This window comes from Acidithrix sp. C25, from assembly GCF_904848545.2.
In genome coordinates, this window is record NZ_CAJHCI020000007.1 from 536,342 (window position 1) to 557,768 (window position 21,427).

Sequence of the window (21,427 nt, forward strand, 5' to 3'; positions counted from 1 at the left end):
TCACTTGGCGCTAACGACCTAGCTTGGACCTTTGGAATCTCTTATTTTGCAAGTTTTTCCACTGAAGTATCTTTTCCAAGATGTAACTAATGGCACGAATTATCAATGCAAGCTAGACCGTTGCTTTGCGCCTAAATTTATGGGTAGCCTTAGATCGCCCTCTGTGTGGAACCTAGCACGAGTAGTCTACGTCCATACCGTTTGGAAGCTGACTTTGAATGTACCAAGGGATACCTCCGGCGAACGGATTTAGGTTTCCCGATGGATTCGTGGTGGCTGTACACGCGGCGCTTCCGCTTGCAGAGTAGAACCATAGGGGTATTGGACCACCTTTTGCCCCCGCTATTATCGCCCCGGCTCCGCTGGTTGTGCCAGTCGTGATCTGTGCGTACATCCCTGCATTCCCTGAGTAAAGGCCGACCACAACGCCGGTCGAACTTAGGTAGTCAGCGGCACCTTGTATAGCGGCTACGTTTAGGGACGGAATCTGGCTCCAATAGTTCGTGGCACCCTCAACGTCGATCCACCATATGTTGGAAGTTGCTCCTTGGCTCGAGGCAGCCGCATAGGAATATTTTGCGGCGTTGTATCCATAGTTGTAAGCCTGAGATGCAATATCAGTAGTGCTCTTTGGCCCGACAGAATAATCGGTAGTTGGGGTGGATGGGTTCCAGGTGGGATTCGACGTGTTTCCTGAAATCGGAAGTGCTAAGAATGTGTAGAGCTGATAGTTGTTTCCCGCCCAGGAGGCTTCTTTGGTAATACAAGGATTGGTGGCGGAAAATGGCCAGCCATTTACTTCTATGATTGCGAACGTGCCAGTGGCTGGAGATGCCGTGCTGGCGCATTGGAAGTTGCTAACGTCAAAGCCAGTAGCCCCAGAGGCTGTCGCCACAGTTTGGTTCGAGGTGTTGATTCCAATGATTGGAGAAGTTAGTTGTGAACCGCCTTGGGATCCGTAATAGCTGGCATCCCCAAAGGAAAATATCCCACCGTCAGAGGCGACCAACCAATATCCTGCTCCAGTTGGCGTTGCCTGCATGCCCACTATCGGCTTATTGAGTTTGATTGCACCGGTTGAGCCATGGAAGGCCGCATCCCCAAAGGAAAATATCCCACCGTCAGAGGCGACCAACCAATATCCCTTGCCATCTGGTGTCGAGGCCATCCCCACTATTGGCTTATTTAGGGTCATTGCACCGGTTGAGCCATGGAAGGCCGCATCCCCAAAGGAAAATATCCCACCGTCAGAGGCGACCAACCAATATCCCTTGCCATCTGGTGTCGAGGCCATCCCCACTATTGGCTTATTTAGGGTCATTGCACCGGTTGAGCCATAGAAGGCTGCATCCCCAAAGGAAAATATCCCACCGTCAGAGGCGACCAACCAATATCCCTTGCCATCTGGTGTCGAGGCCATCCCCACTATTGGCTTATTGAGTCTCATTGCACCGGTTGAGCCATAGAAGGCCGCATCCCCGTAGGAAAATATCCCACCGTCAGAAGCGACCAACCAATAGCCAAGGCCATCTGGAGTGGGCGCTGAACCAACAATTGGTTCAGCAAGCGAAAGGGTATGGGCATCCCCAAAAAATCGATCCCCACCGTGTGTATAGACGGTTCCGTTTGCGCTGATTAGGCGGTATCCGGATATCGTTGTTGCTGCCGTGAGCTTTGCTGTGTGAAACAGCTTTTGTGGGCTTGCTAGCCGGCCAAGGACGTGGTGTGGGGATGCCTGTGCTAGACCAGCGCCTGCCACCAGCGCGCACGAGCCGATAATTGCTTTTGCGTACTTTAGCTTTGTCATAGTGGAAACTCCGCATCCAATTTTCTAAGTTGATAATTGCTTTTGTCATGGTTGAGGAAGGAAGTCGAGCGCTTTAAACCTCACCCAGAGATGTTTTTATTATGTTGCTTGTATCGACCAAAGCGCACATTACTGAACCTACTAGCGGTTTAAATCGATGATTAATCCATTTGAGCTGGAATAATTCGTGATTTTTGGGCAGGCTGTGCCATCACGTGTATAGCTTGTCGTTGCGCAGTGGTCTGAAATAGCACCCGGAGTGGCAGTATTAAATGACCATCCAAGTGTTCATGGTGACAACATGTCGGCTGTGTCAGTCACCTATTAACATCTCCGCAACCCGGTAGGCGAGATCTAAACTCTGCCTAGCATTCAATCTTGGATCACAGATAGTGTTGTAGGCGGTATCTAGGTCCTCTTCGTTTACCGTGGCTGAACCACCGAGACATTCTGTCACGTCTTCGCCGGTGAGCTCCACGTGGAGTCCTCCGGGCCATGTGCCAAGGGAGCGATGCACTAGAAAGAATCCCCTAACCTCGTCAATTACTTGCTCTAGGTTTCGAGTTTTAAAGCCATTTTCTGAGACAAATGTGTTTCCGTGCATCGGATCACAGGACCAAATGACGGGATGGTTTGCTTGTTGAACCGCGCTTATCAGCTTGGGAAGTACTGATTGGACCTTTTCTGAGCCCATTCGAGAGACGAGGCTAAGTCTGCCAGGTATCCTCATGGGATTTAGTTTTTCACAGATTTCAATGACTTCTTTTGGTGTTGCACTTGGACCTATCTTGCAACCGATCGGATTAGAGATACCGCTAAAGAATTCCATGTGCGCATGATTGAGCTCGCGAGTACGTTCGCCGATCCAAATTGTATGCGACGAAAGATCCAGATAGGTTTTAGAGGTCCGGTCATATCTGGTCATAGCCGATTCGTACCCAAGCAGAAGAGCCTCGTGTGACGTCCAAAAGTCGACTTTTCTAAGGGTTTCTTCCCGTTCAAGGTCGATACCACAGGCGGCCATGAACTTTAGAGCCCGCTCAATTTCAGTGGCCACCGCGTCATAGGCTTGGCCTTCGGCTGATGATGCGACGAACTCTTGATTCCAGGTGTGCACCCTGGAGAGGTCTGAGAAGCCGCCGCGTGTCAACGATCTCAGTAGGTTCAAGGTGGCACTCGACTGATGGTAGGCCCTGAGGAGTCTTTTGGGGTCGGGTCTTCTTGCGTCGATCGAGGCTTCATCGTCGTTTACTATATGCCCTCGAAATACCGGAAGCAGTTGGCCGTTGATTTTTTCCATCGGAGAGGATCTTGGTTTTGCGAATTGGCCCGCTATCCGGCCAACTTTGATTACTGGAACCCCTGATGAATAAGTTAGAACTACTGCCATTTGCAAGATGACTCGCAACTTGTTTCTTACTACGTCGGCTGAAAAGTCGTTGAATGACTCCGCGCAGTCTCCAGCTTGGAGCACGAAGGCTTGACCCTTAGCCGCTTTAGCGAGCTGGCTTTGGAGCTCTCGAATCTCAGAAGGATAAACTAAAGGCGCGTAGCTGCCCAGTTCTTTTTCTACCGCGTCTAATTCGCTCGGGTCGTCCCAATCGGGTTGTTGGGCGATCGGGAGTCTCCTCCACGAGTCAGGCGTCCACACCGATGTCTCCATATTAATTTACCTCTAACCCAAGTTCCATATTTTTGTCAACCGCTCTTTGAGTAAGCCCTCCGGCATTTTCAGGCGTTTGCAATTGACCCTCTAATAAGATATTCCGAACTTTCCTCGACATGGAATTAGGATTCATCATGTTGATTCCAATTGTGAAATAATAAAGCTTTGGATATTTTCTACTTATAGGATATGGCCAAAAGCGACTGAAGGGTAACCTCGTGCGGCATTTAAGGTTTGGCGTTCAAGTTTCGGAATTGACGACCGATATTGAATCTTTGGTGAAGCTTGCTCAAAGAGCTGAAGCCCTTGGTTTTTCGTCGATCTTTTTACCTGACCATCTTGGGGGCGATCAGTGGTCACCGATATCTGCTCTAACTGCCATTGCGCTTGGAACCAAAGAGATCTCCTTGGGAGCACTTGTCTTTTGCAATGACTATCGCCACCCGGTCGTTTTGGCTCAGGAACTCGCTTGTCTTTCAGTGATTAGCAGCGGTCGACTGGAGTTTGGCTTAGGGGCCGGGTGGATGAAGGCTGATTACGAGAGAGCTGGCATTGCAATGGATTCACCGAGCAAGAGAATCGCACGCCTTGAAGAGGCTTTGATAGTGATGAAGGGGCTCTTTTTGGGCTCTGCCTTTAGCTATTTTGGAGAGTACTACCAGTTGGAGAATGCTAGCACTATTACAATCCCAGAAGGAATGGCTCCAAAGCTGATAGTGGGCGGAGGCGGCAAGAAGATGCTAGAGGTCGCTTCTCGCCATGGTGATGTGGTTGGAGTCAACGTAAACTTGGCATCTGGAGCTGTGGGGCCTAGCTTGGTTGCTGAGGTTGGACCGAATGCTTTTGATGAGAAACTTAAATGGGTCAACTCCTATATGGGCGATCGCATAGGTGAAGTTGACCTACAGTGCCTCTCCTTCATAGCTAAGGTGGGTCCGGATGCAAATGACTGGATTGACTCTATGGCCCCGGCATTTGGCATATCAGGGAAAGAGGCGCGAGAGATTCCAATCGTCTTGAGCGGGACCGTTGATCAGGTTGCCGAGACTATTTTGGCAAGGCGTCGCGAATATGGTTTCAACTATTGGGTAATTCATCAAAATGAATTAGAGGAGTTTGCGCCAGTGGTGGCAGCGTTACAAGGTGAATAGAGATTTGCACATAGATAAAAATCTCACCCGAATAGGAATTTTTGGTGGGACCTTTGATCCAATCCATGTTGGACATCTTGTCGCTGCGGTGAATGCCAAAGCCCAGGCTCGATTGGATAAAGTTCTCATGGTGGTGGCAAATGTTCCGTGGCAGAAAGAAGGAACCCGAGCGCTCACTGAAGCTACGACTAGATACGAGATAGTCAAGGCTGCTATTGCAGGGGTCGAGGGCCTTGAAGCAAGCGACATGGAGATAAGACGTGGCGGGCAGTCCTATACCATCGACACGGTGCGTGAGGTCGCTCGACAATATCCAAATTCTGAACTTTTTTTGGTGGTAGGAGCCGATGCCGCTGGAGGTTTGGATACATGGGAACGATCTGAGACGCTATCGGAGATGGTCTCATTGATAATTGTGAATAGACCGGGAACTCGGATCGACGCTTCTATTAAACGTTATTGGCGTACTGACTTTGTGGAAATTCCAGCACTTGACGTCTCTTCGACCGACATCAGGGCTCGAGTTAGAGATGGGCGTCCGCTAGATTTTCTTTTGTCTAGGGAGACCATAGATTACATAGCTCGGTCAGGGATCTATCGAAATAGCTGAGATATTGTCGCGCAGTATCTTGAATCGGTTTGCATGGGTGATGCTAGAATAGATTATTAGGTATACTTCGGAGGATTCTTGCTGGAAGATCAGAAAAAATTGGACTTTGACGGACTAAGAGCCGCCTTAGTGGCAGGCGAAGCACTGTCTGACAAAAAAGGTGAGGAGCTCACGATATTAGATATATCTGAGCTTAGTACGGTTTGTGACTACTTCGTAATCGCCTCTGGTAACAATTCGCGTCAGGTTCGGTCTCTAGCAGAAGAAGTCGAGGCCAAGATCAAGGTTGAATTTGGCATAGCTCCTCGATCCATTGAGGGACTTAACGATACTTCTTGGGTCTTGATGGATTACAGTGATTTTGTTGTACATATATTCATGCCCGAGACAAGAGACTTTTATTCACTGGAGCGACTGTGGATGGATGCTAAGAGGATTCAAGTCGTCTCCTAAAATCATTCAGTCAAAGGTTTCTGGCTATAGACTCCCTAAAGGTTTATTTCTGGGATCTATCTCGACACAATCTATAAATGTCGCCACGGATCAGATATTTCAAAGTACCCGAAGGCCCTAATTGACAAGTTTGGCTTTGTGAAAGCCTGCTTGTCAGTGATTGACTTTTTATCGATCTTTTTTAGTCGAATATCTATTGATTGCGTCTTGATTCTTTAATTGGGTTATTTTCCAGGATACTTGAGGGCAATTTTTAAATTATTTACGGCTGTCAGTGATTTATTTATTAGGATGGGCTTTTAAGAATTGAATTAGAAAAAGCGCAAATTACTTGCAAGTTTACAAGCAATTTGCGCCATCGATCTGTTTTTGTCGATCTACTGAAAATAGCTGTGTAAGCTATTTTCATACGAATAAAAAGTTTCAGTCACGGTTGAAATGCTTTCATGAAACAACTACGGAGCCTCGAATTCGTTTAGCTTCGTAGAAGAAGTCCATTTCCGCTACGTGGATTAAGCTATTCCATAGGTCAATACCCTCTTGTTCATTTGGCACTCGGCCAAGAATTGGCCCGAAGAATCCACGTTGAGAGGTTTCGTTTTCGAGTACAATTATCGGAACGCCAACATCGTTACCAGTGAAGCTGAGTGCATAGTCCATCTCCTTCTTTAGAAAGCTATCGAGGCTTTCATCGTCCTTAGCTTTAATGGTTGCTTCATCGAGGCCGATTTTAAGGGCAATTTCAACTGGGTTGATCTCGAATTTATTATTGTTCAAGTGAAATTCTTTTGCAAATTCCCAATAGAGTTCTGAGATGGGCAAGTTATGCTCGGGATCTGTCTTTCTAAGATTTGCTGCCATTCTTAGGGTTGGCTGAGATGCCCTAAAGTATGAGATAAATGGCTCCGTTGGAGTCTTGTCGCTGTTTTTTATTTGCAGCGAAAAGGGTCTAAAGACTAACGGTATTCCTTTCGTGTTGGCGACATTGCGAATCCATTGGGAAGCAACAAAGGTCCAAGGACATATTGGATCAAAGAAGAAATTGATCTGGTTGATTTTAGGCTGTGACAATGTGAACTCCTCGTGGCTATTTTTTTAATTGGTTCTAGCATCTCTTCCCCAAGAATAGGGCAAAATTGCTCCTAATACCATCTGTTTGTCTGGAGACGGAAAGCAATACTTCGGCGTAGTGATACTGAGTTCTTGGACCACCGTTAGGTTGCACGCTTCGATCCGTGTGCGCCTTCGATGAAGTTCTAGGTTTTGATTATATTTAGTTTTGGGTAGTTGCCATTTAGAATCGTCTTTGAGTCGTGCGAAAGGACGTTTTCGAGTAAGGTCGCGTAAATTGAACGGTAATCTACTGTAATCTTTAGATTTCCGTCCGATAGATTGGTAAGAGATGGGTATTCTCCGGCCAGCCCGCCCTTGACGCTATTCCCGTAGACAAAGACGACTCCGGCGGTACCATGGTCGGTGCCACCGCTCGCATTGACCTGAACTCGTCTTCCGAATTCCGAGTAAGCGACCACCACGACGTTGTCTGCGATTTTGGGGTGAAGGGTCGAGAGAAAGCCAGAGATCGCGCTATCAAAAATCTTCAAATCTTCAAATTGAGTGCCTTTTTCATTGGCATGAGTGTCGAATCCGGATTGTGAAACGGTGAAGATCTTGGTCGGAGTACCTGAATTTAAAAGGTCAGCAACTGTTGCAAGTTGACCGGATATCGTTGTAGGGCTTACTTTAGTTCCTGGGTTCTGTGAGATTTCCCCTAGGGCCAAGATGTCCCTGTTCAATTTCAATAGAGTGCTTGAAGCCTGAGCGCTCAATTGACCCACACCGTTGAGCTCCTTGGACGTTACCATATCCAGATAGGCCGAACCGTAGCTGGCAAATGGATCTGGGCTCGCAAGGGGTGAGGCTACAGCGCTAGCTTGTGTCGTGGCGCCCACACAAAGTGGGGGTACCGATGATCCGACTGAGAGGGCCGTCATTGGGTCAGTGTTTGTGATCTCATCGAGATATCGTCCAATCCAGCCCGTTGATGTATTGTTGTCGGTGGAGCCAGATTGCCAAATATCCATTGAGACAAAGTGTGAAAGATTTGGATTTGGGTATCCAACCCCTGGGATAATGGCCACCTTTTTTTCTTTCCATAATGAAAGGGTGTTGACCATCGCACCGTTGAGGTAAAGGCCCTGTGCGCCAAGTGGACTAACTTCGCTGGTTGTGAGAGCTAGAGGTCCTCGGGAGCTTTGATAGGTTGGGTCTTCAAAAGGAATTACTGTGTTTATTGCATCATTTCCACCATACAGTGTTGCAATGACAAGAACTCTGTCGGAGCTTGCTGGGCTCTTGATGACAACATTTAATGGGTGAGGCTGATTCTGGCTGTAAATGCCACCCGCTACGATAGCTCCAGCGCCAACAGTTCCGGTGATAGCTATGAGTTTTCGCCTAGAGAGGTGGATCTGTTCTCCTGAAGTTGACATTTTGCTTCCTTTTGCTCGGTATTGCAAGCGGTTCAGCTGGATGTGTATTCTGGGGAGCAAAGTGCCATTGCCACCAGAGCTTATGGTTTTTTTACTAAGGCCGCAAGGGCTTGTTTTGTAGATTGTGAGGCATCTGAGATCCCAAGAAATGAACAGGTACCATCTACCCTCTCTGAGGGTTTTAGGTCAGAGACGGGGGAGATGTCGCCGGCAGTGACCATCATATTTGCTACTTGGCTCGCGTGGAGGCGGTAACGGTTGAGAGCCAATAGGCGTTTTGGGGCCACCCCCCAACGTTTGGAGGATTAAATGGTACTTGACCCAAAAGGTTTAGAATCTCCATTAAAATGTTGGAGTGCGCAGTTGAGATGTTGACTTTTAGCGCCCTCATAATTCCGCCTAGGTATTCCGACGGTTGCTTTGCAAGTCCACTTGCAGCTTGGGGGCTTATGAATTCGGGGGACGTAGCGATCGAAGCCACCAGAGGTGCAATTGATCCAGTTGAGGGATTGAAAGTCGAAGCCAACCTTATTGCTATTGGGTCACGTGGTTTGATTGGATATGCCAGAAAGCTAAAGAGGCGCGAGGCTAGGAATTGGGCAGCCTGAGGTTTTGACAGAATGATCGAGATTATGTCCGTTCCGTTGAGGTTTCCGGTGTTCCCAAGGAAGGTCTTGCTGCCGTTGTCGTGTTGTTTGTTATTCAAAACGAATGCCAATGTGGTTGGGTTGAAGCCCCATCCGGTAAATGCACGAGAGGCGGCGACTACGTCGTTCTGTGAGTAGTTTCCAACTCCTATTAGAAATCTCTCCATTAGCTCGCGCCCAAAGTTTTCATTTGGATGAGTTGCTTTGCTGAGATAGGTGTCGAGCCAAATCATCATTGCCGGGACTTGCGCGACGCTGGTGGCTAGTTTTTCCATTGAACCGAGCCCATTTTGCCTAAGGGTGTTGTTCTGGTTGAGCATCAAAGATGTCAAGCCGACTTTATTGATTGCGGTCGCAAAGTGGCCGTGCCATATCAGTGTCATCTTTTCGACCAATGGAGTTTGAGATTTGGCCATCTGATTCAACCACCAGCTTATTGCGGCAGGCAACTCCTCGCCGTGAATCTTTTTCGTGAGCGCTTTGATGTTCGTGAAATTGCGGGAACGCAGCGTGGCGTGGAGTTCTTCGAATGAAGTCAGCGGTCCTGGCTGTGGCGCAAAAAAGTTTGAGGGTGAGTTCAGTGCTGTTTGTACAGTTTTATTTACAGTTGCTTGGTAGCCAATTGACATCGCCGATGAGATCTCGGATTGACTGGCACCGAAGCCGAGCCTTCTAAAGAGTTGTTCGTAAGAGCTTTGCGTCGCTGTCAATTTTTGCAATCCTTGACTCAATGAGGCTTTATTAGTCCATGATGCAATGTAGTTATTATTAAATTGTTTTGTAATTGAGTGTGATTTGTAAACGTTTTTGTGATTTGATTATCTATTCAAGTTTGCCGAGATTTTTTTTGGGGCTCTTTGATGAGTGTAGGTGAACTTTTTAGGGCTTAGCCTTTTCACCGATTGATGGCTATGGCTTTCGAATCGGCCTTTTCCGCTGGTATGGATGAGGAATATCTGAGGCCCTGTGTTCACTGTAAATTCGGAGACCAATGACCACTAGAGGCTGCATCTGAGATATCTCTCCGTCGGTCTTTTTATCCTTGGCGATCTCCTTTGCACAAGACCGGCTCTTTATATTCTTTCTAAGGCTGCTTTGTTACCTGGATTAGATGGGGTGACCGATCCAAAGCCTCAGTTATTTGTGAGGCCCATCTGAGTTGCGAGGGTTTTAGGCGTGTGGCTATAGATTGATATTTGGTGATCGAGTATCGACGATAGGGATCGATTATAGCTGTCGATCTAGTCAGAGGCTCAAAGGTGTTGTCAAGGATAATGTCGCTCATTTTCGATGACATCTGCGCCCTGGATCTTCAATTGGCCATTTCGAGCATTTGGGTGGTCGTTTTCTACTAGATTTTCATTCATCGAGGTTGGCAATTAACTTATTTAGGATGATAATGATGGAAAGATTAGCGACCATATGGGTGCAAGACGGAACGCGAGCCATCGCCGTTCGTGAGGATGATTCATTTTATTTTTGCGATTTTGACGATGTAGGTGCAATCCTAAGGTCAGAAGTTGAGATCGATGAGGTGATTTCAAGAGCCCGTCAGGGCCAACTTAACGAGGGACTTGACCCGTCTGCTTTGGCTCCATTGGTCTTGGATCCGACAAAGGTCATCTGCCTTGGCCTCAACTACTCTGCGCACGTTCAAGAGATGGGCCATGAGCTTCCTAAGTATCCAACCCTCTTTGCGAAATACTCCGACTCTTTGACTGGAGCTTATTCGGATATCGCTATTCCTGCGATTACGACATCGATCGATTACGAAGCTGAGATGGTAATTGTAATTGGGAAAAGTGCCAAGGACATAGACCCATCTCGCTCCTTTGAATATGTCGCTGGCTTTTGTGTTGGAAACGATACCTCTATAAGGGACTTTCAAAGGCGATCTTCACAGTTTCTCCAGGGCAAAATCTTTGAGAGCGCGACGCCAGTGGGACCCTATCTAACGCCTGCTAAGGACGTTGATTTTGGTAAGGACCTTTCGATTAGGAGTTTTATTAACGGTGAGGTGGCTCAAGACTCTAGAACTTCGAATTTGATCTTTGGCGTGGAGGAGATCGTCAGTTACATATCACGATTTGTAACACTAAGACCTGGTGATCTAATTTTTACTGGCACACCCGATGGCGTTGGGGCCGGTAAAAATCCTCCGGCATTCCTATCAGACGGGGACGTGGTCAGCGTTGAAATTGAAGGTTTGGGCCGCCTCTCCAACACGATAGTTCAATAGCCACCACTGGTTTTCGCCATTTCATGGAACAATTAAAAAAACAAGCCGATCACAGGGGTAAAGCGATCGGCTTGTTTTTTTGGGGTGTTTTCTGGGGTTGGGGACTTTTTTGGGGAGATTTTAGAGGTGGACCGACTTCAGCTAGCTGTGTCGATGGTGCCTTGTGAATTGTATCGGCGCGGAATTTGATAGCCTAAAACTTCTGCGGCTCGTCGGTACTCCTCCTCGGTCATTGCTCCACTTGCAAATCGTTTATCGAGGATAACCTTGGGGTCTTCTGGGTCGAATGGGGGGCTTGTGTTAACCTGCGATTGATAGCTTAAAGAGAAGTTGCGCAAAAGGAGATAAGCCGCGCAGCCAAGCAGCGCAAATAAAACTACAAAGACCCCGAATACACCAGCAATGTTCGGTCCGCCTCCGTACATACCATTATCCCAAGGCATTTATTCCTCTTTTCGCTTAGACCGTCCTAACGTCTTAACTTTGACGGGCAGCTAACTTCTAACTCTTTCATCTTTTATCTTGAAGATGTGAAAGTATTGAGAATTTGCTAAATAGTGACTTTGGATATCTTGTCTGAATCGACATCGTGTCTCATTTTGCCTGATTGATTATGCATTGCGGCGATACTAGAGCGGTCATTGGCTTCTTGATCGGCCACCTTCCAGCTATCGAGATCCTCGAATAGAATCCCAAGTTCTCGCAGGTAGGTACCAAGTTCGAGTTCGGTCATGGATTCAGTTCTAAAAACAATCTCGTACTTTGCTTTCGACGAGAGCGTAAGCGACGGATTCCCAGATACTGAGAACTTGCCAACGGCACCAGTTCGTTTCAGTGACGCGTTCCAGGTGTAGAGCGTATTGAGTGGAATTCCTTCAGCATTAGAAAGCTCGGTAATAGCACCCTCTGGAGCATTTCCACCATCGCCTAGCTCTAAGAGCTTCCTCAGCACTCGTTCCTTTTGTTCTCTTGGGTATACCTTTTTCATGACTCCTCTATCCTCGCCCTATATATGACTGTAGTAGATTTTCCGGCAAGGACTCTGAGGGCTAGGGCTAAAGAGGAAAGGGAACAAAACAAACCAATGTCCTAATTGGAGTATCGATTAGCAATAGTGCTCCTACTCATTGCTTCATGGAAGTAATCAAAGATACCACTGCTAAATCACCCAAAGATGTTTTTGTGAGACGTTTAGATTCCGACACCAAGCTGATAAGTGATGGTAACCCAAGTTACGGGGTATGTGCTGAAAGACCTTGGACTAGCGCACGGGTTCACTCTATCCAAAGACGAACAAGCACATGTAACATTCAAATGGCTCAAGATCCTAAATTGAAAACTCCAAGAAATTTATCGACGGAACATACCACGGACGTGAGGAACATAAGCAACTTTACCTCGAGGAATTCGCATACCGATTCAACCGAAGGCACTTTGAAATGTCCTTGGTAGAGCGACTTCTCAATACATGTGTGTTTGCGTCTCCACATCCGCTACTCCGCGAATCTGATTCCAAAATGGCTCTTGCTTACGAAACTTGATAAGTATGCTTTGAAATGTCCTTGGTAGAGCGACTTCTCAATACATGTGTGTTTGCGTCTCCCCATCCGCTACTTCGCGAATCTGACTCCAAAATGGCTCTTGCTTACGAAACTTGATAAGTATGAAGCCTTTTGTTATATCGCAATTGGCGATATGGATCTTACCTTGGCAACTTCGACGAAGATGTCTTCGCCCAGATTGGATACCCAAAGTGTTCCATGCTTTCCAGCACTTACAGAAACTAGCTCGCAGGGTGCAAGAGTTTCGCCTCCTTCCAGGGTAACACAGCCAAGCGCTGAGCCCATTCTGAAGATCTTTGATTCAAGTTCAAGTGATGTCATACTCACCTCCTCGCTTTATCTACACTTCGGTGTGCAAACCTATTAACTTGAGGCATTGTTGGCCAAAGTGCGAGAAGGGGTTTTAATCACCAACTATTGTGCAACGCCGTAACAGAGAAGTAACAATGTCGAATTGATCCCGAAACATCATGCTCATAAGTTGGCACCAATCGCTTTTTTGGTTCGACAGGGTCGTTGAGCTAACCAAGCGGGATTGTGGATAATAAGGAGGAAAATGCACTACAATTCCGGAGATACTGCCTGGATTTTGGCAAGCTCTGCTTTGGTACTTTTCATGACTCCAGGGCTGGCCTTTTTTTATGGTGGCATGGTTAGGTCTAAGAACGTTCTTGGAATGCTAATGCAAAATTACGTTGTAATTGGCATTGTAAGTATTGTCTGGGTCTTTCTTACCTATTCGATGTCATTTGGCACAGACTGGGGCGGTTATGGGATTATTGGTACCTTGCACTTTTTTGGATTAGCTCATATGACCCAAGCGGTACCAGGCTATACAGGAGCATCGGCACAGACTATTCCGCCTCTTGTCTTTGTAATATTTCAGATGATGTTCGCGGTCATTACGCCCGCTCTGATTACTGGATCTACAGCTGATCGCCTTCGCTTTGGACCATTTGTGGTATTTGTTTTGATCTGGTCGATCATTGTTTATGCCCCAGTAGCGCACTGGGTCTTTTCTCCAACAGGATGGCTCTTTAAACTCGGAGCCGAGGACTTCGCAGGTGGAACTGTAGTTCACATCAATGCTGGTGCTGCTGGTTTAGCTGTAGCAATGGTTGTCGGCAAGAGAAAAGGCTGGCCAAAGGAGCCAATGCCACCGCACAATGTACCGTTTGTGCTTTTGGGCGCTGGAATCTTGTGGTTTGGATGGTTCGGATTCAATGCCGGTTCGGCACTCGGAGCCAATGTTCTCTCCGCTAACGCGTTCGTGAACACGAATACCGCAACCGCAGCGGCTCTGTTGGGTTGGATCTTGGTTGAAAAGATAAGAGGTGGCAAATCAACCACCTTGGGTGCGGCCTCTGGAGCGGTCGCAGGTCTGGTTGCCATAACCCCAGCTTGTGGATTCGTCAATGTGGTTGGCGCAACGATTATCGGTTTGGCAGCCGGGGTCATTTGTTCGTTGGCAATTAGCCTTAAGTTCAAGGTTCGCCTAGATGACGCCTTGGATGTTGGCGGGGTTCACTTGGTCGGAGGAATTACCGGAGCGCTTTTGATCGGCTTTTTCGGAACTTCAACGATTGGTGGAGTGAACGGTCTCTTCTACGGTGGCGGCCTTGCTCTTCTTGGCCATCAAGCTATCGCCGTTGTGGTAGTTGGAATTTACTCCTTCGTGGTCTCTTGGATCCTCGCGAAGATCATTGATAAGACCATGGGCCTCAGGGTCAAGGATGACGATGAGCTTGAGGGTATGGATACTTCGCTCCATGCAGAATCTGCATATGAGTTCGGTGGGTCTTTGCTTCGAAGCCTCTCCGGAAGTGGCTCATCTTCGGCCCATCTTTCGGTAGCCTCAAAGGAAGAGCCAATTGTATCAACTAGAAAGATTGGTGAAATCCTATGAAATTGATAGTTGCGATTGTGAAGCCTTTCAAACTAGAGGATGTCAGAAATGCTCTTTCGAAGGCCGATGTAAAGGGTATGACGGTCTCCGAGGTTCAGGGATACGGACGCCAAAGCGGCCACACCGAGGTCTATCGTGGTGCTGAATATCAGACGCAATTCGTACCGAAGTTGAAGGTAGAGGTTGTCGTATCTGATGAAGCGGCAACCGAGATCGTTGACCTGATGGTGGAAGCGGCTAGGACCGACAAGATTGGAGATGGCAAAGTCTGGGTTGTCAACGTGGAAGATCTCGTGAGAGTCAGAACCGGCGAACGTGGAGCAGACGCTCTTTAGAGCTGATTTGATAGTTCGAAGACGTTTTAGTAGGTATGTAATACAGGGTATTTGAATAAAAGGTGGATCGCTCTGTATTGAGCGTTCCACCTTTTATCTTGGTGTTCATGAGCGGTCTTTTGAAATGCTTTGCATGGATTGGGCTCGCTTTGTAGATTAGGTTCAATCTGAGTCGTAAGATTTAGCCAAATAGTTCAGGGGATCAATTGATTTTCAAGCTTATTCGTCCCATTTTTAATATGTTTTGGAGCCCAAAGTGAGAACCCCAGAGGCACGGTCAATTCTTTTAGAGAACTTTCTCTCGGAACGTGCGAAGATGCGCCAAGCTGATTGGTCAAATCCAACGGCAATGGCCCAACTGACTGGCATCTCCGATCACTTTGTAGCTGGGCTGGCTGAGGGATTTCAGGGCGTTGCGATCATTGCAATAGGTGGCTATGGACGAAGTGAACTTGCAATCAATTCTGACCTTGACATATTGCTTTTGCATAAGCCTCGTCTCTCGGTTGATGCCATGACGGAAGCCCTTTGGTATACGATTTGGGACTCAAGGGTCGGCCTTGACTATTCAGTTCGAACTGTAGCTCAGGCACTTCGAGTCGCAGAGTCCGATCCTCGTGCTCTTTTGGGGATGCTGGATGCTCGATTGATCTATGGCGACGAAGTTCTCTTTAGGACTCTACAGCGAAAGATCTGGGAGCGATTTACCTCTCGGTTAGATCGCTATCGCGTGATAATGCATCAACAGGGTGAAGCCCGACGGGTAGAGTCGGGTGAATTGGCCTTTTTGCTTGAGCCAGATATCAAAGAGGCACATGGAGGGCTACGAGACCTCGTTATTTTGCGCCATTTTGTCGCAGCCGACCCCGATCGCAAGGTCTTTGTAGGGCGTGTCGATGAGATCGCAACCTTGCTTTTACGTGTGCGAAACGTACTTCAGGCGCGATCTGACCGAGGGCAAAATCGACTCTTTTTGCAGGATCAAGATAGCGTAAGTGCCCAACTTGGTTTTAGGGACGCTGATGAACTGATGTGGCGTATTTCAGAGGCAGGGCGTTTTGTCTCGCGTGCACTAGAGGAGTCCTATAGGGTCATAGATGCCAAACGCGTAAATTATAAGAACCTTGGGGACGCGTGGGGGTTGATACCTAAAGGCGTCTTTTCCCATGGCGGTGAGATTTGTATAGACCCAGCTTCGCTTTCGGATTTTGATGCTCAGGTGATTATTCGAATTGGGGCAGCATCGGTTTCCTTGGGTCTTGGCATTTGCGTGGATGCCCTCGAGATTTGTTCTGAACGCCTTGGGACTATCGATAAGCCTTGGGAGCCAGCTACATTGACGGCGTTGACCACGTTGCTCTCCTATGGCGAAGCTTCGATAGCGGTTATGGAACGCCTCGACCATTACGGACTTTTAGATAAGGTGATACCGGAGTGGAAGAGGGTTCGCTATCTTCCACAGAGGAACGCCTACCACACCTATACCGTTGATCGCCACCTCATCGAGGCGGGAGTTGGCGCTGGTCGACTTCGTCGTAATGTCAAGCGTCCAGACCTATTGATAGTCGCAGCACTGTTGCACGATATAGGCAAAGGACTCGATAGGGATCACTCATCACAGGGTGCCTCACTCGCAGCAGAAATTGCGATTCGGATGGGTCTTTCGAAGAAAGACTGTGAGATCGTGGTTCGCCTTGTGGAGCACCATCTTTTGTTAGCAGATGTTGCTACTAGACGTGATATTGGCGATCCAAAGACGATTCTAGACGTTGCAGAAAAGGTGGTCGATATTACAACGTTAGAGCTACTTAGAGTCTTGACAGAGGCCGACTCAAAGGCTACAGGACCTGTCGCGTGGTCTTTGTGGAAGGAGGAGTTGATCAATAAGCTGACTGAGGCCACTCGAGCCTATTTAGATGGCGGTTCGATCAAGGTCGATTCAAATCAGTTAGGTGAGCTGGAACTGGATTTGATAGCCAAATTTGATGGCGATCTTTTGATCCATAGTCAAGGAAACCAGATCTGGATAGCAGCCTCAGACGAAGTCGGCCTCTTTGCAAAGGTGACTGGTACGATGGCGCTATTGAACCTCAGCATTCTGTCGGCAGATGTATTTTCCGAGGGTGTGATTGCATTAGAGCGACTTAGGGTGATTAGCCCTTATGGGCGTGAACCCAATTGGACTAAGTTTGAGAACGAGCTTAGAAAATGTCTGGTCGATCCCACTTACCTTGAGGGGCGTTTGAATGAGAAGTCTAAGAGCGCTGCCAAAAAGCGCAAGGTGGCCGAGAGCGCTAAGATACCGCCAAGGGTTACTGTCCACGACGACTTTTCTGATCGGGCCACAGTTATAGAGGTTTGTGGTCCCGATGGCCTTGGAACTCTTCACCGTTTGACCTTTGAGATAGCATCAAAAGGGTTAGATATCCTGCATGCGAAAGTCATCACCATCGGTGATGACGTAGTCGACACCTTTTATGTAGTGGATTCATTGGGAAGACCAATTGACGATGCTCGCCTTGTTGGTGAGATCACAAAGTCTCTATTTGACGTGGTGGTTGCCGAGGGAGCTTCCTAGCCCTCGGGGATCAGATTTCGGTATCGTCTAGGATCCTTGCGATAACGGGCTCCACCGTGAATTCGGTAGGTTATGCACTATCGTATGAATTAACCGCGATGCTATTTTGGCTCCGTGATTGTCGATATCATACGTAGGGTTTAGCTCTGCCAATTCTACGAGACGTACTTTTTTGGTGGCAAGTAAGGCTCGGATAAGTCGTTCTAAACTAAAAAGAGTGACACCGTAGCTTGCTGGGGCTGAGACTGCGGGCATTACTGATGCTTGTAGGACGTCTAAATCAATAGATAGATGAATTGCGTCGAAAGGCTCGACCATCTCTATGACTTGGTGGTTGGTTATTGAATCGAAGTCGAAATCTAAAATGTACGAGCAGTTTAGTTCGGCAGCTCTCTCAAAGAGGGCTTGGGTATTTGAAGGTTCTGAGACTCCGAGGACAAAGTAGCTAAAGTCGAGGTTTTGACCCCTTCGATCTTGTTCTATCTGAGAAAATGGCGTACCGGATGAGGCCACCTTGGACTTTCGAAGGTCGAAATGGGCATCGAAGTTCACAATTGCTAAGTTGGTCAAAGTGGTGTCTGATTGATTTGCTTTTATGACGCCGAGATGTGATCCACGAGCGACCTCATGACCACCACCTAGAACGATAGGGATAATATCGTGGCCCAGTAGTTCGCATACCTTGTCGGCTAGTTGGATCTGAAGCTCTTCGAGGGATTCGTCCTTGGTGATAACGTCACCTAGGTAGTAACAAGACCGGTTGCTATGCCAGGCTAAGTTGCCAAGCTGTTCGCGAATGGCAAATGGTCCGTTTCTTGCACCTATTCGTCCATGGTTGGCCTCTACCCCTTTGTCGCATGCGAAGCCGACTAGTGCCACTGAAGATGGTTTCATCTCCTTGATTGAACAAGCGGTTATCACTTGGTGGGCACGCAGAGCGATCGGTGATTCGATGAGGTCATCTCGGCCTGAAAGGGGAGGGTTAGAAGCGATGCTGAACATAGATCTCTCCGTTGGCAACTCTTCCCCATAAAGGTGAGCCGCCGATTTGATAAGTGAGTTCGTTTGGATCTTCGAGATCCCATATGGCTAGGTCTCCTCGCAAACCTGGAGCGATCTCACCTCGGTCCCTAAAGCCCAAGGCCATTGCTGCATTTTTGGTCGTAGATCGCAATGCATATGAGGGGGTGAGTCCAAAAAGGACAGCACTCATATTCATGGCCAATAAAAGTGAGTAGAGTGGGGATGTTCCGGGGTTATGATCGGTTGCTATGGCAATTGGAATCTTGTTTTTGATCAATTTGTCAACAGGAGGGGCCTTTTTTTCTCTCAGAAAGTAGTAGGCGCCTGGAAGAACCACTGCTACGGTCTTTGAGTTAGCGAGTTTCGCAATTGATTCATCCGAGATATACTCCAAGTGATCGACGCTTAATCCCCCCAAGTCGACGACGACGGCTGTGCCATCTGTCGATGTGAGTTGTTCCGCGTGGGCTTTCACTCCAACACCTAGCGACTTTGCAGCACCTAGAAGTTGCTTTGTCGCCAGGGTGTCGAATGCAATTGATTCGCAAAAGATATCAACAGCGTCACAGAGACCAAGGGCTATCATCTCCGGTAGATCGTGGTTTAGGATCTGGTCTAAGTATCCGCCAGCATCTCCTTCGAACTCCTTTGGAATGCTGTGGGCGCCAAGGTATGTCGAGGTTATCGTAATTCCAAGATATCCATCTAATTTTCTTGCGACAGATAGCATCTTTTTCTCGGTTTCAAATTCAAGGCCATAGCCCGATTTTATCTCTAGCGTTGTAAGGCCATAGGAGGCCATTGTCTTCATCCGAGCCTTGGCACCTTCGTAAAGGTCGTCAAAAGAGGCTGACCGGGTCATCTCTACTGTTTGTTTGATTCCACCACCGCCGAGTGCGATCTCGGCGTAGGTGGCTCCAGCCATGCGGGCATTAAATTCGTCAATTCGATTACCGCCATAGATTAGATGGCTATGGCAGTCGATCAATCCCGGTGTTACGATGCGACCTTGGCAATCAATCTCAGCCTCAATTGGAGAGTCTGAGAGTGCTTCGATGAGGCCTTGATCGTCAACGATCGCCTTGATTTCTCCATCTTTTAGGATCAGGGTGACATTTCTCTCAAAGTCATAGCCACCCTCTACCGAGGTGTTCACGACGGTGGCATTCCTTAGAACTTTGGCTGGAGTCATCACCTTGAACCGCTTTTGGAGGCACGATCGATCATTGGCAGTCGAATATTGTTTTTCTTTGCGCTTTGAATTGCAGATTCGTATCCTGCATCTGCATGGCGGACGACTCCGATTGCGGGGTCGTTGAAGAGAACTCTTTCGATTCGTCTCTTTGCAGCATCTGTTCCGTCTGCTACAATCACGACGCCGGAATGTTGAGAGAAACCTATTCCCACGCCTCCTCCGTGATGCATTGAGACCCAAGTGGCGCCCCCAGCGACGGCGGACATCGCATTGAGAAGTGGCCAGTCTGCAACCGCATCACTTCCATCAGCCATCGCCTCGGTTTCGCGGTTTGGGCTAGCAACAGAACCTGTATCTAGGTGGTCCCTGCCAATTACAATTGGCGCAGAAAGCTCGCCTGATGTGACCATTTCGTTGAAGGCCATGCCAAGACGGTATCGATCTTCGACCCCGACCCAGCAGATTCTTGCCGGTAGCCCTTGGAAGGCGATCTTTTCACGAGCCATATCGAGCCAGTGGTGGAGGTGGCGATCGTTTGGAATGAGCTCCTTTACCTTTTGGTCTGTCTTATAGATGTCATTGGGATCGCCCGAGAGCGCTACCCAGCGGAAAGGACCGTAACCTTCGCAAAAGAGGGGCCGTATATACGCTGGGACAAAACCAGGAAAGTCAAAGGCTCGCTTTACTCCATATTCTAGAGCCATCTGTCTTATGTTATTTCCATAATCCACCGCTGCTACCCCGGCATCCATGAACTTTAGCATTGCCGAGACCTGATGAGCCATAGAGGCTACAGCTGCATCTCTGACTCGCTCGGGCTCCTGCTTTGCGCCCTCACGCCACTGCGAAAGGGTCCATCCCATTGGCAGATAGCCATTTACTGGGTCATGGGCGCTGGTCTGGTCGGTTACCACATCAGGCAGGATACCTCTATCGTAAAGTTCGTTATAGATCGAGGCTGCGTTTCCTACTAGGCCAATGGAGATCACCTCTTTAGCTGCTATCGCGCTATTTAGCATCTCAATTGCTTCGTCGATCCCCATCGCTTTTTTATCGAGGTATCTACTTGCAATTCTCATATCTATGCGTGATTCATCGCATTCAACAGCAATCATGCAGAAGCCAGCCATCGTCGCCGCCAATGGCTGTGCGCCGCCCATCCCGCCTAAACCAGCGGTAAGGACCCAGCGACCGGAGGCGTCTCCCAAGAAGTGTTGATTTGCAATGGCAAAGAAGGTCTCGTAAGTTCCTTGAACAATTCCTTGGCTGCCTATGTAGATCCAGCTTCCAGCCGTCATCTGCCCATACATCATCAATCCGCGCTTGTCGAGTTCTGAAAAGTGCTCCCAAGTTGCCCAATGGCCGACAAGATTTGAGTTGGCAATCAAAACTCGCGGGGAGTCGGCATGTGTTTTGAAGACAGCTACAGGTTTTCCACTCTGTACGAGCAGGGTTTCATCTTCTTCTAGATCCACTAGTCGTTCGAGTATTTCATCGTAACATTGCCAGTTCCTAGCTGCTCGACCGATCCCTCCATAGACGATCAGCTCTTGGGGATGTTCAGCCACTTGGTCATCTAGGTTGTTTTGAATCATTCGGTAGGCGGCCTCACTTAACCAGTTTTTACAGGTCAACTTGTTGCCGGTGGGTGCCTTGATTCGTCGATTTGGGTCAAAGCGGTCGGTTGTTGGATGAAGTGGATTGTTGTTTGACATGGCTGGTCCTCCTATTGGTTGACGCTGTTTGATTTAAATTAGCTGTGT

19 protein-coding genes and 1 pseudogene are annotated in these 21,427 nt (G+C 48.1%); 8 read left to right on the plus strand and 12 right to left on the minus strand.

What is annotated here, in order from left to right:
* Window positions 1-172 precede the first annotated feature (172 nt).
* On the minus strand, window positions 173-1,807 hold the full coding sequence (locus ACIDITHRIX25_RS83900) for a glycoside hydrolase family 25 domain-containing protein (protein WP_201732027.1): 1,635 nt from the start codon (window positions 1,805-1,807) through the stop codon (window positions 173-175).
* A gap of 313 nt (window positions 1,808-2,120) precedes the next feature.
* On the minus strand, window positions 2,121-3,470 hold the full coding sequence (locus tag ACIDITHRIX25_RS83905) for a class II 3-deoxy-7-phosphoheptulonate synthase (RefSeq protein ID WP_052604084.1): 1,350 nt from the start codon (window positions 3,468-3,470) through the stop codon (window positions 2,121-2,123).
* 221 nt (window positions 3,471-3,691) lie between these two features.
* Between ACIDITHRIX25_RS83905 and ACIDITHRIX25_RS83910 the strand changes: the two genes are divergently transcribed.
* From ACIDITHRIX25_RS83910 to rsfS, 3 genes are all read left to right on the plus strand, one after another.
* A complete protein-coding gene (locus ACIDITHRIX25_RS83910; protein WP_052604083.1) occupies window positions 3,692-4,624 on the plus strand; it encodes a TIGR03621 family F420-dependent LLM class oxidoreductase in 933 nt (310 codons plus the stop codon).
* Between the two features lie 4 nt (window positions 4,625-4,628).
* Window positions 4,629-5,234: a nicotinate-nucleotide adenylyltransferase gene (nadD, locus tag ACIDITHRIX25_RS83915; RefSeq protein ID WP_160291682.1), complete on the plus strand. Its 606-nt coding sequence runs from the start codon at window positions 4,629-4,631 to the stop codon at window positions 5,232-5,234.
* Between the two features lie 78 nt (window positions 5,235-5,312).
* Window positions 5,313-5,687: a ribosome silencing factor gene (gene rsfS, locus ACIDITHRIX25_RS83920; RefSeq protein WP_052604082.1), complete on the plus strand. Its 375-nt coding sequence runs from the start codon at window positions 5,313-5,315 to the stop codon at window positions 5,685-5,687.
* Window positions 5,688-6,131: 444 nt separating this feature from the next.
* Here rsfS and ACIDITHRIX25_RS83925 read toward each other — a convergent pair whose 3' ends face one another.
* The 4 genes from ACIDITHRIX25_RS83925 to ACIDITHRIX25_RS83940 all read right to left on the minus strand — a co-directional run bounded on the left by ACIDITHRIX25_RS83925 (window position 6,132) and on the right by ACIDITHRIX25_RS83940 (window position 9,536).
* Window positions 6,132-6,758, minus strand: a complete 627-nt coding sequence (locus ACIDITHRIX25_RS83925) for a mycothiol-dependent nitroreductase Rv2466c family protein (protein ID WP_052604081.1) — start codon at window positions 6,756-6,758, stop codon at window positions 6,132-6,134.
* A gap of 185 nt (window positions 6,759-6,943) precedes the next feature.
* The gene (locus ACIDITHRIX25_RS83930) at window positions 6,944-8,179 is read right to left on the minus strand and encodes a DUF1501 domain-containing protein (protein WP_052604080.1); all 1,236 of its coding nucleotides are present in this window, start codon (window positions 8,177-8,179) and stop codon (window positions 6,944-6,946) included.
* A gap of 80 nt (window positions 8,180-8,259) precedes the next feature.
* Window positions 8,260-8,403 carry a hypothetical protein gene (locus ACIDITHRIX25_RS83935; RefSeq protein WP_201732028.1) on the minus strand — a complete coding sequence of 48 codons (144 nt, stop codon included), beginning with the start codon at window positions 8,401-8,403 and terminating at the stop codon, window positions 8,260-8,262.
* A gap of 5 nt (window positions 8,404-8,408) precedes the next feature.
* Complete coding sequence (locus ACIDITHRIX25_RS83940; protein ID WP_201732029.1) at window positions 8,409-9,536, minus strand: DUF1800 domain-containing protein; 1,128 nt, start codon at window positions 9,534-9,536, stop codon at window positions 8,409-8,411.
* 689 nt (window positions 9,537-10,225) lie between these two features.
* On the opposite strand from ACIDITHRIX25_RS83940, the gene ACIDITHRIX25_RS83945 reads away from it, so the two are divergent.
* Window positions 10,226-11,065, plus strand: a complete 840-nt coding sequence (locus ACIDITHRIX25_RS83945; protein WP_160291681.1) for a fumarylacetoacetate hydrolase family protein — start codon at window positions 10,226-10,228, stop codon at window positions 11,063-11,065.
* Window positions 11,066-11,202: 137 nt separating this feature from the next.
* Here the strand turns inward: ACIDITHRIX25_RS83945 and ACIDITHRIX25_RS83950 are convergent, their stop codons facing one another.
* Both ACIDITHRIX25_RS83950 and ACIDITHRIX25_RS83955 read right to left on the minus strand, forming a co-directional pair.
* Complete coding sequence (locus ACIDITHRIX25_RS83950; protein ID WP_052604076.1) at window positions 11,203-11,508, minus strand: SHOCT domain-containing protein; 306 nt, start codon at window positions 11,506-11,508, stop codon at window positions 11,203-11,205.
* Between the two features lie 107 nt (window positions 11,509-11,615).
* The gene (locus ACIDITHRIX25_RS83955; protein WP_052604075.1) at window positions 11,616-12,053 is read right to left on the minus strand and encodes a hypothetical protein; all 438 of its coding nucleotides are present in this window, start codon (window positions 12,051-12,053) and stop codon (window positions 11,616-11,618) included.
* Window positions 12,054-12,124: 71 nt separating this feature from the next.
* Between ACIDITHRIX25_RS83955 and ACIDITHRIX25_RS83960 the strand changes: the two are divergent.
* Window positions 12,125-12,606 (plus strand): annotated as a pseudogene (locus ACIDITHRIX25_RS83960) (IS1595 family transposase); the annotation flags it as partial.
* Between the two features lie 135 nt (window positions 12,607-12,741).
* Here the strand turns inward: ACIDITHRIX25_RS83960 and ACIDITHRIX25_RS83970 are convergent.
* Complete coding sequence (locus ACIDITHRIX25_RS83970; RefSeq protein ID WP_052604074.1) at window positions 12,742-12,948, minus strand: hypothetical protein; 207 nt, start codon at window positions 12,946-12,948, stop codon at window positions 12,742-12,744.
* Between the two features lie 235 nt (window positions 12,949-13,183).
* Here ACIDITHRIX25_RS83970 and ACIDITHRIX25_RS83975 point away from each other — a divergent pair, with 235 nt between their 5' ends.
* The 3 genes from ACIDITHRIX25_RS83975 to ACIDITHRIX25_RS83985 all read left to right on the plus strand — a co-directional run bounded on the left by ACIDITHRIX25_RS83975 (window position 13,184) and on the right by ACIDITHRIX25_RS83985 (window position 17,446).
* Window positions 13,184-14,533 carry an ammonium transporter gene (locus ACIDITHRIX25_RS83975; protein ID WP_052604073.1) on the plus strand — a complete coding sequence of 450 codons (1,350 nt, stop codon included), beginning with the start codon at window positions 13,184-13,186 and terminating at the stop codon, window positions 14,531-14,533.
* Window positions 14,530-14,868 carry a P-II family nitrogen regulator gene (locus ACIDITHRIX25_RS83980; RefSeq protein WP_052604072.1) on the plus strand — a complete coding sequence of 113 codons (339 nt, stop codon included), beginning with the start codon at window positions 14,530-14,532 and terminating at the stop codon, window positions 14,866-14,868. The genes ACIDITHRIX25_RS83975 and ACIDITHRIX25_RS83980 overlap by 4 nt, the downstream gene beginning before the upstream one ends.
* Window positions 14,869-15,124: 256 nt before the next feature.
* Window positions 15,125-17,446 carry a [protein-PII] uridylyltransferase gene (locus tag ACIDITHRIX25_RS83985; RefSeq protein ID WP_201732030.1) on the plus strand — a complete coding sequence of 774 codons (2,322 nt, stop codon included), beginning with the start codon at window positions 15,125-15,127 and terminating at the stop codon, window positions 17,444-17,446.
* Window positions 17,447-17,473: 27 nt separating this feature from the next.
* Here the strand turns inward: ACIDITHRIX25_RS83985 and hutG are convergent, their stop codons facing one another.
* From hutG to hutU, 3 genes are read right to left on the minus strand one after another with little or no spacing between them, the layout of a single operon-like run.
* Entirely contained in the window at window positions 17,474-18,448 is a 975-nt protein-coding gene (gene hutG, locus ACIDITHRIX25_RS83990; protein ID WP_201732031.1) for a formimidoylglutamase, read from the minus strand.
* Window positions 18,429-19,661: an imidazolonepropionase gene (gene hutI / locus ACIDITHRIX25_RS83995; protein ID WP_201732032.1), complete on the minus strand. Its 1,233-nt coding sequence runs from the start codon at window positions 19,659-19,661 to the stop codon at window positions 18,429-18,431. Before hutI ends, hutG begins: the two co-directional genes overlap by 20 nt.
* The gene (gene hutU, locus ACIDITHRIX25_RS84000; RefSeq protein WP_052604068.1) at window positions 19,661-21,379 is read right to left on the minus strand and encodes a urocanate hydratase; all 1,719 of its coding nucleotides are present in this window, start codon (window positions 21,377-21,379) and stop codon (window positions 19,661-19,663) included. Before hutU ends, hutI begins: the two co-directional genes overlap by 1 nt.
* Window positions 21,380-21,427 lie beyond the last annotated feature (48 nt).